Source organism: Rhodococcus sp. NPDC076796 (assembly GCF_040702765.1).
GTDB lineage: Bacteria > Actinomycetota > Actinomycetes > Mycobacteriales > Mycobacteriaceae > Rhodococcoides.
The window spans coordinates 380565-394859 of record NZ_JBFBMS010000003.1 but is presented as its reverse complement, the minus strand read 5'-3'; the positions used below and the strand labels follow the sequence as shown (position 1 = coordinate 394859).

15 protein-coding genes and 1 pseudogene are annotated in these 14295 nt (G+C 65.0%); 12 read left to right on the top strand and 4 right to left on the bottom strand.

Features of this window, described 5'->3' with window-relative positions; translation table 11 throughout:
• Nucleotides 1-8 precede the first annotated feature (8 nt).
• The gene (locus AB0366_RS12060) at nt 9-794 is read left to right on the top strand and encodes an SDR family oxidoreductase (RefSeq protein WP_366244134.1); all 786 of its coding nucleotides are present in this window, start codon (nt 9-11) and stop codon (nt 792-794) included.
• Between the two features lie 8 nt (nt 795-802).
• Here AB0366_RS12060 and AB0366_RS12055 read toward each other — a convergent pair whose 3' ends face one another.
• Together AB0366_RS12055 and AB0366_RS12050 are read right to left on the bottom strand one after the other, a co-directional pair.
• Nucleotides 803-1546, bottom strand: a complete 744-nt coding sequence (locus tag AB0366_RS12055; protein ID WP_128645957.1) for a polyprenol monophosphomannose synthase — start codon at nt 1544-1546, stop codon at nt 803-805.
• A 97-nt stretch (nt 1547-1643) separates the two neighbouring features.
• The gene (locus AB0366_RS12050) at nt 1644-2408 is read right to left on the bottom strand and encodes a 2-phosphosulfolactate phosphatase (RefSeq protein WP_366244132.1); all 765 of its coding nucleotides are present in this window, start codon (nt 2406-2408) and stop codon (nt 1644-1646) included.
• Between the two features lie 60 nt (nt 2409-2468).
• On the opposite strand from AB0366_RS12050, the gene AB0366_RS12045 reads away from it, so the two are divergent.
• The gene (locus AB0366_RS12045) at nt 2469-2900 is read left to right on the top strand and encodes a hypothetical protein (RefSeq protein ID WP_366244131.1); all 432 of its coding nucleotides are present in this window, start codon (nt 2469-2471) and stop codon (nt 2898-2900) included.
• Nucleotides 2901-2909: 9 nt separating this feature from the next.
• Here the strand turns inward: AB0366_RS12045 and AB0366_RS12040 are convergent, their stop codons facing one another.
• Nucleotides 2910-3185, bottom strand: coding sequence for a hypothetical protein (locus AB0366_RS12040; protein WP_057477670.1), 276 nt, complete (start codon nt 3183-3185; stop codon nt 2910-2912).
• A 100-nt stretch (nt 3186-3285) separates the two neighbouring features.
• Here AB0366_RS12040 and AB0366_RS12035 point away from each other — a divergent pair, with 100 nt between their 5' ends.
• Nucleotides 3286-3930 (top strand): hypothetical protein, encoded by a 645-nt coding sequence (locus AB0366_RS12035; protein ID WP_366244130.1) that lies wholly within the window; start codon nt 3286-3288, stop codon nt 3928-3930.
• A gap of 79 nt (nt 3931-4009) precedes the next feature.
• A complete protein-coding gene (locus AB0366_RS12030; protein ID WP_366244129.1) occupies nt 4010-4459 on the top strand; it encodes a hypothetical protein in 450 nt (149 codons plus the stop codon).
• Nucleotide 4460: 1 nt separating this feature from the next.
• Here the strand turns inward: AB0366_RS12030 and AB0366_RS12025 are convergent, their stop codons facing one another.
• Nucleotides 4461-5174, bottom strand: a complete 714-nt coding sequence (locus AB0366_RS12025; RefSeq protein ID WP_366244128.1) for an aquaporin — start codon at nt 5172-5174, stop codon at nt 4461-4463.
• 275 nt (nt 5175-5449) lie between these two features.
• Here AB0366_RS12025 and AB0366_RS12020 point away from each other — a divergent pair, with 275 nt between their 5' ends.
• The 8 genes and pseudogenes from AB0366_RS12020 to nuoH form a co-directional block, all read left to right on the top strand.
• Nucleotides 5450-5809 carry an NADH-quinone oxidoreductase subunit A gene (locus tag AB0366_RS12020; protein WP_032397854.1) on the top strand — a complete coding sequence of 120 codons (360 nt, stop codon included), beginning with the start codon at nt 5450-5452 and terminating at the stop codon, nt 5807-5809.
• A 71-nt stretch (nt 5810-5880) separates the two neighbouring features.
• Nucleotides 5881-6435: an NADH-quinone oxidoreductase subunit B family protein gene (locus AB0366_RS12015; RefSeq protein ID WP_121870092.1), complete on the top strand. Its 555-nt coding sequence runs from the start codon at nt 5881-5883 to the stop codon at nt 6433-6435.
• On the top strand, nt 6432-7094 hold the full coding sequence (locus AB0366_RS12010; RefSeq protein ID WP_366244127.1) for an NADH-quinone oxidoreductase subunit C: 663 nt from the start codon (nt 6432-6434) through the stop codon (nt 7092-7094). The genes AB0366_RS12015 and AB0366_RS12010 overlap by 4 nt, the downstream gene beginning before the upstream one ends.
• Complete coding sequence (gene nuoD / locus AB0366_RS12005) at nt 7094-8392, top strand: NADH dehydrogenase (quinone) subunit D (RefSeq protein WP_366244126.1); 1299 nt, start codon at nt 7094-7096, stop codon at nt 8390-8392. The genes AB0366_RS12010 and nuoD overlap by 1 nt, the downstream gene beginning before the upstream one ends.
• Complete coding sequence (gene nuoE / locus AB0366_RS12000) at nt 8389-9282, top strand: NADH-quinone oxidoreductase subunit NuoE (protein ID WP_366244125.1); 894 nt, start codon at nt 8389-8391, stop codon at nt 9280-9282. Before nuoD ends, nuoE begins: the two co-directional genes overlap by 4 nt.
• Nucleotide 9283: 1 nt before the next feature.
• Entirely contained in the window at nt 9284-10585 is a 1302-nt protein-coding gene (gene nuoF / locus AB0366_RS11995) for an NADH-quinone oxidoreductase subunit NuoF (RefSeq protein ID WP_366244123.1), read from the top strand.
• A complete protein-coding gene (locus AB0366_RS11990) occupies nt 10582-13056 on the top strand; it encodes an NADH-quinone oxidoreductase subunit G (RefSeq protein ID WP_366244122.1) in 2475 nt (824 codons plus the stop codon). The genes nuoF and AB0366_RS11990 overlap by 4 nt, the downstream gene beginning before the upstream one ends.
• Nucleotides 13053-14285: pseudogene (gene nuoH / locus AB0366_RS11985) on the top strand (NADH-quinone oxidoreductase subunit NuoH); the annotation flags it as partial. The gene AB0366_RS11990 and the pseudogene nuoH, both read left to right, overlap by 4 nt.
• Nucleotides 14286-14295 lie beyond the last annotated feature (10 nt).

Genomic DNA, 14295 nt, shown 5'->3' with positions numbered 1-14295 from the left:
AATGCAGCATGAACAGCGATGGTCGTACCGTCCTTGTCACCGGTGTGGGTCGGCGCCGCGGAATCGGGTACGCCATCACCCGCAGGTTGCTGCAGGACGAGCGCGCCCGGGTCTTCGCGCAATCGTGCGATGCCTACGACGTGAGCGAACCGTGGGGAGCAAGCACACCGGGAGCGGTACAGGTGCTCACCGAGTTGTCCACCGCACCAGGTGGGCTCGGGCACCTCGACATCGATCTCTCCGATCCGGAAGCACCTGCCGCCCTGTTCGATGCTGCCGAATCCAGGCTCGGCACCATCGATTCTCTGGTGATCAACCATGCGCGGTCGCAGCTGGGTGATCTGGATTCGATGACCGCGGAGTCGCTCGACCTGACCTGGGCGGTGAACGTGCGAGCGTCGTTGCTTCTGGTGCAGGAATTTGCGCAACGGTACGTCGCACACCCTGACGGCGGACGCGTCGTGCTGTTCACGTCCGGCCAGGACCAGGGGCCCATGCCGACCGAGATTCCCTATGCCGTGAGCAAGGGTGCCATCGCGTCGATCACCCCTACTCTGGCCGATTCGGTGATCGACCGCGGCATCACCGTCAACACGATCAATCCCGGTCCTACCGACACCGGCTGGGCGAGTGCCGATCTGGACGAATTCGTCGGACGCCACATGCCGCGCGGTCGGTGGAACTCACCCGAGGAGGCTGCGGCAGTCGTGGCGATGCTGCTCTCGCCCGATTCGGGCTCGATCACCGGTCAGGTCATCGGAGCCGAAGGCGGATTCCGACGCTTCACGCCGTGAGGCTTCGGTCAGAGCTTCTTCTTGCGCAGCAACAACTTCCAGGGCACCAGTGCCGACTCGAGTTGAACCGACAGGCTCATCTTGGATTCGCCCTCGCTGCGCTCCTCGAACGTGATCGGCACCTCGGCGAGAGTGAGGCCGTGCTTGACGGTTCGGTAGTTCATCTCCACCTGGAACGCGTACCCGTTGCTCTGGACCGATGCCACGTCGATGGTGCGCAGGGTGCGCGCGTGCCACGCCTTGAATCCCGCTGTTGCATCCTTGACTCCGAGGCGCAGGATCGTGTTGACGTAGAAATTCGCCCATGCGGACAGGGCCTTGCGGTGCCAGGGCCAATCGGCGGCGACCGCTCCGCCGGGTACGTATCGCGACCCGAGGACCACGGCCGCGTCGGTGGTGTTCAGTTTGTCGATCATCGCCGGGATCACCTCTGTGGGGTGCGAGAGGTCGGCGTCCATCTGAATGACGATGTCCGCACCCTCGTCGAGCGCTCGCGTCATTCCTGCGACGTATGCGCGTCCGAGACCGTTCTTCTCGGTGCGGTGCAGAACGCTGACGTCGATGGGGCCGTCGATCGCCAATTTGTCGGCGACGTCGCCGGTGCCGTCGGGCGAATTGTCGTCGACCACCAACACGCCGAGCCCTTCCACCTGCAACCCGGCCAGTAGCTCGACGAGCTTGGGGAGGTTCTCACGTTCGTTGTACGTCGGCACAACGACGGTGGTCTTCGGGGCGACTCGTTCCGTACTCACCACCGTATGATCCGTGATTCGGGGTTCCGATCCAAATATCGGACACGATCGGCCGTGTCGGGTCGGCATCGTGGGTCGTTTTCGAGCGCGCGTCGATTCACGACCGAGTCGCGTCGACGAATACGCCGTCGCGCAAAATCGGAACGCAGGAACTCGAGTCGACCTCGGCCGCAATGTCCACGTCCTCCGGGTGTCCCATCCCGGCCAATTCGCGACCGGAGCCGCATTGCCGCAGCTCGGACCCCACGTCGTGCTCGACGGCTCGCCACGCGGCAGCGGCCGTTCTCGCCTCCGGGGAGACATCGGAAGCTCCGGCATCGAGCAGGGCGGCGATGACCGCACCGGCCCCCCACAGGTCCTCGACGGCAGGCCGAAGCGATCCGTCCGGCCACCGTTCCCCGGCCGCTATGACGGCTGTCACCGCACTCCGGTTTCTCGCCCAGATCCACTGCGCTACCGCGGATGCGTTTCTCAGCGACGCTCCCACACACAGCGGGGCCGTACTCGCGAGCTCGTGGGCGATGGTGGACCCGTTCGGTGACGGCAGCACCAGCCGAGCCGGGGCAGGCGCGGCCCGTACGGTGGCCGGGCACAAGCTGATTCGGCCTGGTGTGGCGGCCGACCGGCCCACTGCGAGGACTGCGTCGAACTGCTCGGCCAACTGCGTGGCCCGGTCGTCGCGCCACTGACTGGGGATGACGTCGATGCCCGCGTCGACAGCGACCGTGAGAGTGGTCGTGAAAGAGAGGACATCCACGACGACGGCGATGTCTGCGCCGTCGGCGATGGCATCGGCACCGCACAGACCCCAGTCGAAGCGGAGTCCGTACGCGTTCTGGGACAGTTCGGGATCGGCCGGCATGGCCGAACGGTAGCAAGTCCGGTGATACGTTCGGCGCGGGATCGAGTGGGAGAGGAAGGCATGCAGTTGGAACCGGACACCAAGGTGATCGTCCTCGTGGCCGGTCTTCTGCTGTTGTGGGCACTGGGGTTGGGGGTCGTCAAATATCACCAGATGTCGACGTCGCCGGATGGCACTGCGCATCGCTATGTCGACATCGCCCATCGGGCAGCATTGATGTACTCGTTCGCCGCCCTGGTGCTTGCTGTGTTGGCGCAGTTCAGCGCGTGGTCGGTCGCGGTGGATCTGATCGCCGCATCGGTGGTGCTGTTGTTCTTCGTCGCTGCCGTCGTGAGCTACACGGTGCACGGGTTTCGTCGGGACACCGAGAACCAGTTCGTGGATCCCGTTCCGGGGACGCATCTGTTCATGGTGTCGTTGATCGTCGGCGAAATCGGCGGTACAGCGGTGCTCGTGGCCGGTTTCGCAGTCCAGCAATTCGGTCCGAGCTGAGACCCTGAGCTACCGAGGGTCCAGGTACAGCTCGGCGGTCTCGGTGGCGACCGCGGACACTGCAGCAGCGAGACCGGGCTCGAGGTCCAGTGCGGCTGTGAGTCGTTCCCCGCGCAGCCCCTGCGTTCGGAGTAGCTCCCAGGCCTGTTCGACCAGGCGCACCGAGGTGGGATGGTCCAACTCGGGGCGGTTCGAGCGCAGTGCAGTCGCAGCCCAGTCCGCGTCGAACGTCCCGTTGGGTGGACCGAACACACGCTCACCGGACGAATAGCTCTTCGGCTCCATACCCTCCGACGCTAGCAGGATCCGAGGGCTGTGCAATCGTGACCGAATTGCGTCGGGACAGCACTACCGAACCGATCGGTTTCTTCAGTACGGTATGGCGATGTACGACGGCCACCGCAGGGCTCCACTCGCGCTCTGGGTCGTCGGATCACTGGCGCTCGGTCTTCTCGCCGGCTGTTCCGGCGAGGACGCCAGCGTGTCGGTCGAGGAGATCTCGGCCGGCACGAACTACACCACGGTCACGGGATCACTGGTCGTCGGTGATCCCATGTCCAATCCCGGGCCGACCGTCGAAGCGCTGCCGCCCGCGGTGACAGAGCTTCCTCCGAGTCTCGATGGCGCGCGATTCCCCAGTGCGTCGCCGGTCGGTGTCACCGACGTGGTGTTGGGGGCGTCGTCGACGGTCGAATTCCGGTTGGCGGGCAACGGGCCGGTGTCCTACACGGTGCGGTACGTCGACGAGGCCGTTCGCTACGCCACGAGTGAACCGATGGCAGTGTCGGGCAGATCCGTGTTGCAGGTCGATCTGTCGGGTACGTCGACGGACTCCGACGACACCTTCTCTCTGTACGCCGGGCCCGAACGGATCCGAAGCGATGCGGATTCCGCCGTCGTCTCGGTCGATTTTCTGGCCGATCCCGGCGGAATCTCGCAGGCCTTCGTCGGAGTTGCCACCGATCGACCCGAGTTCACGGTGGCCACCACCGAAGAACCCGCCGCGGTGATCGTCACCGTCGAGTCCTGACCGGCGCTGGAACGTCGAATGCACTTCGGCCGTGGCTGTTTCGATCCGTTTGCCGGGGACCGCGCGGTAGCATCGAGGTGTGTCCGACGCCACAGCGGGAGAGAGTCCATCCGGTGGCGTGCGCGTGCTCGTGTACAGCAGCAATGCGGCGACCCGTGCCCAGGTGCGGTCTGCGGTGGGAACTCGACCGGATCCCTCACTCGGTGACATCGAGTACGTCGACATCGCCACGGCGGCCGTCGTTATCGAGCACATGGATGCAGGCGGTGTCGCGTTGGCGATCCTCGACGGCGAGTCCTCGCCTGTCGGCGGTCTGGGTCTGGCGAAGCAGTTGAAGGACGAGATCCTCGACTGCCCACCGGTGTTGGTGCTGATCGGACGTCCGGACGACGCCTGGTTGGCCGAATGGTCGCGCGCCGAGGCTGCTGTTCCGCACCCGCTGGATCCGATCCGGCTCGGGCGCGCAGTGGTCGATCTACTGAGGCAGCACTCGGGACGCGTCGGTGTTCCGGTCTCTCGATCGCGGTAGATCAGACCGTCTTTTCCGATGCGGGCACCGTCAGCACGAACCGGTGGATCGAGCCGGCGATGACAGCTCCGAGCACGGGGAACACCACGAACACCCACAGTTGTGACAGGGCAGGGCCGCCGGCGAGGAGGGCTGGGCCGAAGGAGCGAGCAGGGTTGACCGAGGTCGAGTCGATTCCGATGCCCAGCAGGTGAACCACGGTCAGGGTCAGGCCGATCGGGATGCCGGCCGCCACGACGGGGTGAACGGTGGGGGCCGTGGTGGCCAGTACGACGAGGACGAGCAGGCCGGTCGCGATCATCTCGAACACCGCGACCGACGCCAGCCCGTATTCTCCGGGCGAGGAGCTGCCGAATCCATTGGTGCCCAGACCGTCCGAGGACATGTCGTATCCGGGTCGGCCGGACGCGACGAACAGTACGATCAGCGCGCCGAGCACTGCACCGACGGCCTGGGCGGCGATGTAGAACACAGCCTTGATCGGGGTGATGGCGCGCGCTGTCAGGGCTCCGATCGTCACGGCCGGGTTGATGTGGCATCCCGAGATCGGGCCGATCGCGTAGACGAGGGCGAGCAGTGTGAGCCCGAATGCCAGGGCGATGCCCGGGGTTCCGACAGTGTCGCCCGCGATGACGGCGGTGCCGACGCCGAAGATCACGAGCAGGGCAGTTCCCAGTCCCTCGGCGGCGAGCGCCGAGACGGAAATCGACTTCATCATTTCTCCTGTTGCATATCGGCGGCCGCGTTCGGCCGGGATCGTCGGGAGATTTGTCGTTTTCGTAGGACCGGATCGCATGGGGTCGATGAGTGATCTGAGTCACAGTGCCGAGATCGGGTGCCCCCTGCGCGTCAACGGATTACGAAACTGGACTCCTCGAAATCCCGCGAGATCGACACCGAACCCATACTGTGTGGTTCAGGTCACATTGGTACGGCCGTCGCATTTACTACGCGCCGGCGCGGTAGTCGATCGAGGGAGCAGATGCCGGGATGAACGCCTACGTTCCGATACTCGTTCTCGGTGCCATTGCGGTCGTGTTTGCGGTGTTCTCGGTGATGGTCGGAACCATGGTGGGGCCGGCGCGGTACAACCGAGCGAAGTTCGACGCGTACGAGTGCGGCATCGAGCCCACGATGCATGCGCCTACGGGCCAACGATTTCCGGTGAAGTTCTATCTGACTGCCATGCTGTTCATCATTTTCGACATCGAGATCGTCTTCCTCTATCCGTGGGCCGTCCACCTGGACGTCCTGGGCGCTTTCGGGCTGGTTGCCATGGCACTGTTCGTCGTCAACGTGTCGGTGGCCTACGTCTACGAGTGGCGGCGAGGCGGGCTCGGATGGGACTGACGTCCGAACACTGATCGGCGACGGCACGGTGCACTGTTTACACCTCGAGCGGATGCGAAAGAGCGTGATCGATGGGACTCGAAGAGAAGCTACCCAGCGGATTTCTGCTGACCACCGTCGAAGGGTTGGCCGGCTACGCACGCAAGGGTTCGTTGTGGCCCGCGACCTTCGGTCTCGCGTGCTGCGCGATCGAGATGATGGCCACCACCTCCGGTCGGTTCGATCTCGCGCGATTCGGCATGGAGGCGTTCCGTGCGTCTCCGCGCCAAGCGGACCTGATGATCGTGGCAGGCCGTGTCAGCCAGAAGATGGGGCCCGTACTGCGGCAGGTGTACGACCAGATGGCGGAACCGAAATGGGTCCTGGCCATGGGAGTCTGCGCGTCCTCGGGCGGAATGTTCAACAACTACGCGGTGGTTCAGGGTGTCGATCACATCGTTCCCGTCGACATCTACCTACCCGGCTGCCCACCTCGGCCCGAGATGCTGCTCAACGCAATCCTGGAGTTGCACAAAAAGATTCAGGAGATGCCGCTGGGTGTCAATCGCGACCAGGTGCGTGCGGCCGCCGAGGCTGCGGCGCTGGCGTCCACTCCGACCATCGACTTGAAGGGGCTGCTGCGATGACGGCGCACGGATCCCGCGGGATGTTCGGTGTCCGGGGGAGTGGCGACACCTCGGGCTACGGCCGGCTGCAGCCGCCGGTGGCATCTGCGGACACGGCTGTCCGGCCCTACGGCAGCTACTTCGACGCCCTGGTCGATCGATTGGCCGCTGTTCTCGACACCGGTGACGCGGCCGTGCCGTTCGAGGACGCCGTCGAGCGTGCGGTGATCTTTCGCGGTGAACTGACGCTGCATCTCTCGCGGGAGCACGTGCCCGCCGTGGCCCGTGCTCTCCGTGACGACGAGGAGCTGAGATTCGAATTGTGCACGGGGGCATCGGGTGTGCACTACCCGGATCAGGTCGGCCGGGAATTGCGCGCGGTCTACCATCTGGTGTCCATCACCCACGGACGCCGTCTGCGACTCGAAGTGGCTGTGCCCGATGCAGATCCGCACACACCCTCGCTGTGCGCGGTGTATCCGACCAACGACTGGCACGAGCGCGAGGTCTACGACTTCTTCGGCATCGTCTTCGACGGTCATCCCGCACTGACGCGGATCGAGATGCCCGACGATTGGGTCGGCCACCCGCAACGCAAGGACTATCCCCTGGGCGGAATTCCCATCGAGTACAAGGGCGCTCGGGTCGCGCCTCCCAACGAGCGCAGGTCGTACAACTGATGAGCGCAACGGACGAAACCATCTATGCAGTGTCGGGCCAGGACTGGGACGATGTGGTCGAACTGGCGCGCGGATCGACCACGGAACGCATCGTGGTCAACATGGGTCCGCAACACCCGTCCACCCATGGTGTGTTGCGATTGATACTCGAGATCGAAGGCGAGACCGTCACCGAGGCTCGGTGTGGAATCGGCTACCTGCACACCGGTATCGAGAAGAATCTCGAATATCGCAACTGGACTCAGGGCGTCACGTTCGTCACACGGATGGACTATCTCTCTCCCTTCTTCAACGAGACCGCGTACTGCCTCGGGGTGGAGAAGCTACTCGACATCACCGACGACATTCCCGAGCGCGCGACGGTCGTCCGGGTGATGCTGATGGAGCTCAATCGGATCTCCTCGCACCTCGTGGCATTGGCCACGGGCGGAATGGAATTGGGTGCCGTGACGGCGATGCTGTTCGGTTTCCGGGAACGCGAACTGATTCTCGACGTCTTCGAGGCCATCACCGGACTTCGGATGAACCACGCCTACATTCGTCCCGGCGGGTTGTCTCAGGATCTGCCCGCCGATGCGCTCGACAAGGTCCGCGAGCTACTGCGGGTTCTTCCCGGACGGCTACGCGATCTCGAACTCATGCTCAACGACAACCCGATCTGGAAGGCCAGAACCGAGAACGTCGGCTACCTGGACCTGACGGGGTGCATGGCCCTCGGCGTCACCGGTCCGGTGCTTCGCTCGACCGGACTTCCCTACGATCTGCGCCGGTCCGATCCCTACTGCGGCTACGAGAACTACGAGTTCGATGTCGTCACCGACACCGGATGCGACTGCTACGGGCGCTATCTGATTCGCGTCGAAGAGATGAAGGAATCGCTCAAGATCGTCGAGCAGACCCTCGATCGCCTGCGGCCCGGACCGGTGGTCATCGACGACAAGAAGATCGCCTGGCCGGCCGACCTGGTCTCCGGACCCGACGGTCTCGGCAATTCTCAGGACCACGTGCGCACCATCATGGACACCTCGATGGAATCGTTGATCCACCACTTCAAATTGGTGACCGAGGGAATGCGAGTGCCGGCAGGCCAAGTGCTGTCCACCGTGGAATCGCCGCGAGGCGAACTGGGCGTGCACATCGTCAGCGACGGCGGCACTCGGCCGTACCGAGTGCATTTCAGAGACCCCTCGTTCACCAACCTGCAGGCGGTTGCCGCGATGTGTGAGGGCGGCATGATCTCCGACGTCATCGCGGCCGTCGCCAGTATCGATCCGGTGATGGGCGGGGTGGACCGATGACCGCGCCACGCTCGGAGCCGGTGCTCGTCCAACTCGGAGCCCGTCCCGAGGAAGCCGTACAACTGGTCGGCCCCGACGCACGCGCGTCCTATCCCGCCGACGTCCGGGCCCGCCTGCGTGCCGACGCCGACATCGTGCTCGCCCGCTATCCTCAGGCCCGATCGGCGCTGCTGCCGTTGCTGCACCTGGTGCAATCCGAGGACGGATACCTCACGCCTGCCGGAATCGAATTCTGCTCCGACGTACTCGATCTCACCGGAGCAGAGGTGACCGCAGTCGCGACGTTCTACTCGATGTATCGCCGCGAGCTCACCGGCAACTATCGCGTCGGAGTGTGCACCAACACCCTGTGTGCCGTCATGGGCGGCGACGCCATTATGGATGCCCTGCGGGACCACCTCGATATCGACCACGGCGGAACCACGGCCGACGGTGCCATCACCCTCGAACACATCGAGTGCAACGCCGCGTGCGACTTCGCGCCGGTGATGATGGTCAACTGGGAATTCTTCGACAACAGAACTCCGGCGTCGGCGCGGGAACTGGTCGACGCGCTTCGCTCCGGTGCGCAGGTGACCCCGACCCGCGGCGCACCGCTGTGCACGTTCCGCGAGACCGAGCGAATTCTGGCCGGATTCGCCGACGACCGACCCGGGGCACTCGAATCCTCCGGCAGCGCAGGTGAAGCCACTCTCGCCGGCCTCCGGTACGCGCGAGAGCACTCGATGTCGGCTCCCCAGGCCGACGCCGGCTCCCCGGACGATCACCCCGATCTCGGTGCCGAAGCAGTGGCGGAGACGGTGCGCGAGAAACCCGCTCCGGCTCCCTCGGCCACCGTTCCACCGCAGCCGAACACCACCGAAACCGATCCGCCGACGAAGGGGAAGTGACATGGCCCTGACACCGGTGCTGAGCGAATTCTGGGACGAGAAGAACTCGTGGACCCTCGACACCTACCGCAGTCACGAGGGATATCGAGGGCTGGAGAAGGCCCTGGCCATGGACCCGGACGACGTCATCGCCTTCGTCAAGGATTCCGGGCTGCGAGGCCGTGGCGGTGCGGGATTCCCGACCGGAACGAAGTGGAGCTTCATTCCACAGGGTGACGGGAAAGCTCACTATCTGGTGGTCAACGCCGACGAGTCGGAGCCGGGTACCTGCAAGGACATGCCATTGATGATGGCGAGCCCACACACGCTGATCGAGGGAATCATCATTGCGGCGTACGCAATTCGGGCATCGCACGCCTTCGTGTACGTCCGCGGTGAAGTGGTACCGGTGCTGCGGAGACTGCAGGCCGCGGTCGCCGAGGCATACGCGGCCGGATACCTGGGCAAGGGCGTTCTCGGAACGGGATTCGATCTCGAACTGGTGATCCATGCCGGTGCAGGCGCGTACATCTGCGGCGAGGAGACGGCTCTGCTCGACTCGTTGGAGGGTCGGCGCGGACAACCCCGGCTGCGTCCACCGTTCCCCGCGGTCGCAGGCCTGTACGCGCGCCCGACAGTGGTCAACAACGTCGAATCGATCGCCAGCGTTCCGGTGATCCTGCGCAACGGAATCGAATGGTTCCGGTCGATGGGCAGCGAGAAGTCACCCGGCTTCACCCTCTACTCGATCTCCGGCCACGTGTGTCGCCCCGGCCAGTACGAGGCCCCGCTGGGCATCACCCTGCGGGAACTGCTGGACTACGCGGGCGGCGTCCGGCCCGGTCACGAACTGAAATTCTGGACACCGGGAGGATCGTCGACACCGATGTTCACCGGCGATCACCTCGACGTGCCACTCGACTACGAAGGCGTCGGCGCCGCCGGATCGATGCTGGGTACCAAGGCATTGCAGATCTTCGACGACACGACGTGCGTGGTGCGAGCGGTATTGCGCTGGACGGAGTTCTACGCACACGAATCCTGCGGCAAGTGCACCCCGTGCCGAGAAGGAACCTATTGGCTGGTGCAGATACTGCGCCGCCTCGACGGCGGAACCGGCACCGAAGCGGACCTCACCACACTGCTCGACATCGCGGACGGCATCGCCGGAAAGTCGTTCTGCGCCTTGGGCGACGGAGCCGCAAGCCCCATCGTGTCCTCGCTGAAGTACTTCCGCGACGAATACATCCGACACGTCACCGAACAGGGATGCCCCTTCGATCCACACCGATCGACCCTGATGGCAGAGGAGCTGACGTCATGACCGCAGCTGCACATGGTGGCTCCGCGGTCACCCACGTGGAGATGGTGACACTGACCATCGACGACCACGAGATCAGTGTTCCGAAGGGCACGTTGGTGATTCGCGCCGCCGAGCTGATGGGCGTGCAGATTCCGCGCTTCTGCGATCACCCGCTACTCGATCCGGTGGGGGCGTGCCGGCAATGTCTGGTCGATGTCGAGGGGCAACGCAAGCCGTTGGCGTCCTGCACGACGACCGTGGCCGAGGGCATGATCGTGCGCACTCAGGTGACATCGGAGTCGGCGGAGAAGGCGCAGCGAGGCGTCATGGAACTCCTGCTGATCAATCATCCGCTGGACTGCCCGGTGTGCGACAAAGGCGGCGAGTGCCCGCTGCAGAACCAGGCGATGGCTGCGGGTCGAGCAGAGTCCAGATTCGTCGAAACGAAACGTACGTACCCCAAGCCGATTCCGCTGTCGGCGGAGGTCTTGCTGGACCGGGAACGGTGCGTCCTGTGCGCGCGGTGCACTCGTTTCGCAGATCAAGTGGCCGGCGACCCGTCCATCGACTTACTGGAGCGTGGTGCGATTCAACAGGTGGGAATCTTCGGCAATGAGCCGTTCGACTCCTACTTCTCGGGCAACACCGTTCAGATCTGTCCGGTGGGAGCGCTGACCAACACCGAGTATCGCTTCCGGGCTCGCCCCTACGATCTCACCTCGTCACCGAGCGTGTGCGAGCACTGCGCAGGAGGCTGCGCTCAACGCACGGACCATCGACGCGGCAAGGTCCTTCGCCGACTGGCGGGGGACGACCCGCAGGTCAACGAGGAATGGAACTGCGACAAGGGACGGTGGGCGTTCAAGTACGCCACCGAACCCGATCGCATCACCGCGCCGATGATCCGCGACGAATCGGGGGAGTTGATCGAGACGTCGTGGTCGGCGGCGCTGGCCGCCGCGGCGGCGGGGTTGGCCGAGTCGGTCGGGCAGGCTGCGGTACTCGTGGGCGGACGATCCACGCTCGAAGACGCCTACGCCTACGCCAAGTTTGCTCGAACAGTACTGCACACCAACGATATCGACTTCCGCAATCGCAGCCACAGCGCCGAGGAGGCGGACTTCCTGGCCGGTCGAATAGCAGCGACCGGGCTGGGGGTCACCTACACCGACCTCGAGAACGCACCGGTGGTGTTGCTCGTCGGTTTCGAGCCCGAGGAAGAATCACCACTGGTGTTCCTGAGGCTTCGGAAGGCGCACCGCACGAGCGCGGTGGTGGTGGCGTCGATCGCGCCGTTCTCCACCCGGGGCCTACGAAAGCTCGACGGCGTTCTGCTGCAGTCGATTCCCGGTGACGAACCGGGGTGGCTCGATGCATTGCACGTCGGCGATCGTGGCACCGAATCGATTGCCCAACTCCTCCGTGAGCCCGGTGCGATCGTGCTCGTGGGCGAGCGGCTCGGCTCCGTTCCCGGAGGTCTGGCGGCGGCTTCGAAACTGGCGGACGACACCGGGGCGAGCCTGGCCTGGATTCCGCGACGCGCCGGCGAACGCGGTGCCCTCGACGCAGGGGCGCTGCCGAACGTCCTGCCCGGTGGGCGTCCCGTGGCCGATGCGGCGGCGCGCGCCGAGGTCGCCGCGGAGTGGGGAGTGCCCGAGCTGCCGGCGGAGGCGGGCCGCGACACCGCCGCGATCCTGGCCGACGCCGGACCGAATCGTGTCCTGGTCACTGCCGGAATCGATCTCGACGATCTGCCAGACCCCCGGGCTGCACTCGATGCACTGAACCGATCGGCGTTCGTGGTGAGCCTCGAACTACGGCGCAGTGCGGTCACCGAGCGGGCCGACGTGGTGTTCCCGGTGGCGCCGGTGGTCGACAAGCCGGGAACTTTCGTCGACTGGGAAGGTCGACCGCGCGCCTTCGACACTGCGCTCGGTGCCGGAGCGGTGATGCCGGATCAACGAATCCTCGACGCGATCGCCGCACAGATGGGCGTCGAACTCGCCGTGCCCGACGCGGCAGCGGCACGCGCTCAGTTGGCTCGCCTCGGTGTGTGGGACGGCCCGCGCACCGCGGTGGCCCGGGTGGCAACCCGAGCGGAGGTTCCGGCCCTCGGATCCGGGGACGCGATTCTGGCCACGTGGCGGATGCTTCTCGATGCGGGACGGATGCAGGACGGTGAGGACAATCTCGCCGCGACCGGTCGCGCGCCCACGGTTCGGTTGTCGGCTTCGACGGCCTCGGCCATCGGAGCGGAGACCGGTGACCTGGTGAGTGTGGTGACGGACCGGGGCTCGATCACGTTGCCGCTGACGATCACCGACCTGCCCGACTCCGTGGTGTGGGTACCGATGAACTCGCCCGGCTCGGCGGTGTATCGCTCGCTGGGGGTGCAGTCGGGCGCGGTGGTGAGCATTCGTCGGGATTCTGCGGAACGACCCGAGGGTGCAGGAGTGGAGCCTGCGGAACGACCGGAGGGAGGCCAGTCATGATCGTGGACGCGCCGACCGATCTGTCGATGTTCGGCACCGATCCATGGTGGTTGGTTGTCGGGAAGGCCTTGGCTGTCTTCGTGTTCCTGGTGCTCACGCCGCTGGTGGCGATCTATGCCGAACGCAAGATCATGGCGTGGATGCAGATGCGGGTGGGGCCCAACCGGGTGGGTCCGTGGGGTCTGTTGCAGTCGCTGATGGACGGCATCAAGCTGGCGCTGAAAGAGGGGATCACTCCGACCGGCGTCGACAAGCCGATTTACATTCTGGCTCCGATCATTTCGGTGGTGCCTGCGTTCATGGCCTTCGCGGTGATTCCGTTCGGTCCCGAGGTGTCGGTGTTCGGTACGACGACGCCGCTGCAGATGACCGACCTGCCCGTGGGGGTTCTGTACATTCTCGCGGTCACGTCGGTGGGGGTGTACGGGATCGTGTTGGCAGGGTGGGCGTCGGGCTCGACGTACCCGCTGCTCGGCGCTTTGCGTTCGACGGCGCAGGTGATTTCCTACGAGGTCGCGATGGGCCTGTCGTTCGCGGCGGTCTTCCTGTACGCGGGCACCATGTCGACGTCAGGAATCGTTGCTGCGCAACAGAACACCTGGTATGTGTTTCTGCTGCTGCCGTCGTTCCTGGTGTACGTGACGGCGATGGTCGGCGAAACCAACCGCGCTCCGTTCGATCTGCCCGAGGCGGAGGGTGAGTTGGTGGGCGGATTCCACACCGAGTACTCGTCTCTTCGTTTCGCCATGTTCATGCTCGCCGAGTACATCAACATGGTCACCGTGTCGGCACTCGCGACCACGCTGTTCCTCGGCGGCTGGCGGGCTCCGATTCCGCTGACTCTGTGGAGCGGTGCCAATTCGGGCTGGTGGCCGGTGCTGTGGTTCACCCTCAAGGTGTGGGTGTTCCTGTTCGTGTTCATCTGGCTGCGTTCGACGCTGCCGAGGCTGCGCTACGACCAGTTCATGAACTTCGGCTGGAAGATTCTGATTCCGGTTGCCCTGATCTGGGTGATGGTGATCGCGACGGTGCGGGTACTCGGGGCCGATCGGTACGACGTACCTCTGGTCACGTTCGGTGTGTCGATGATCTTCGCGGTGGCCGTGCTGGGTGCACTGCTGCTGATGGTGCGCAGGCGTGCCCGGGAACGGAACGTGCGACCTCCTCTACCCGTCGCCCAGTTCGATGCTGCGGCAGGCGGATTCCCGATACCTCCCATTCCCACGCAGGGCTCGAATT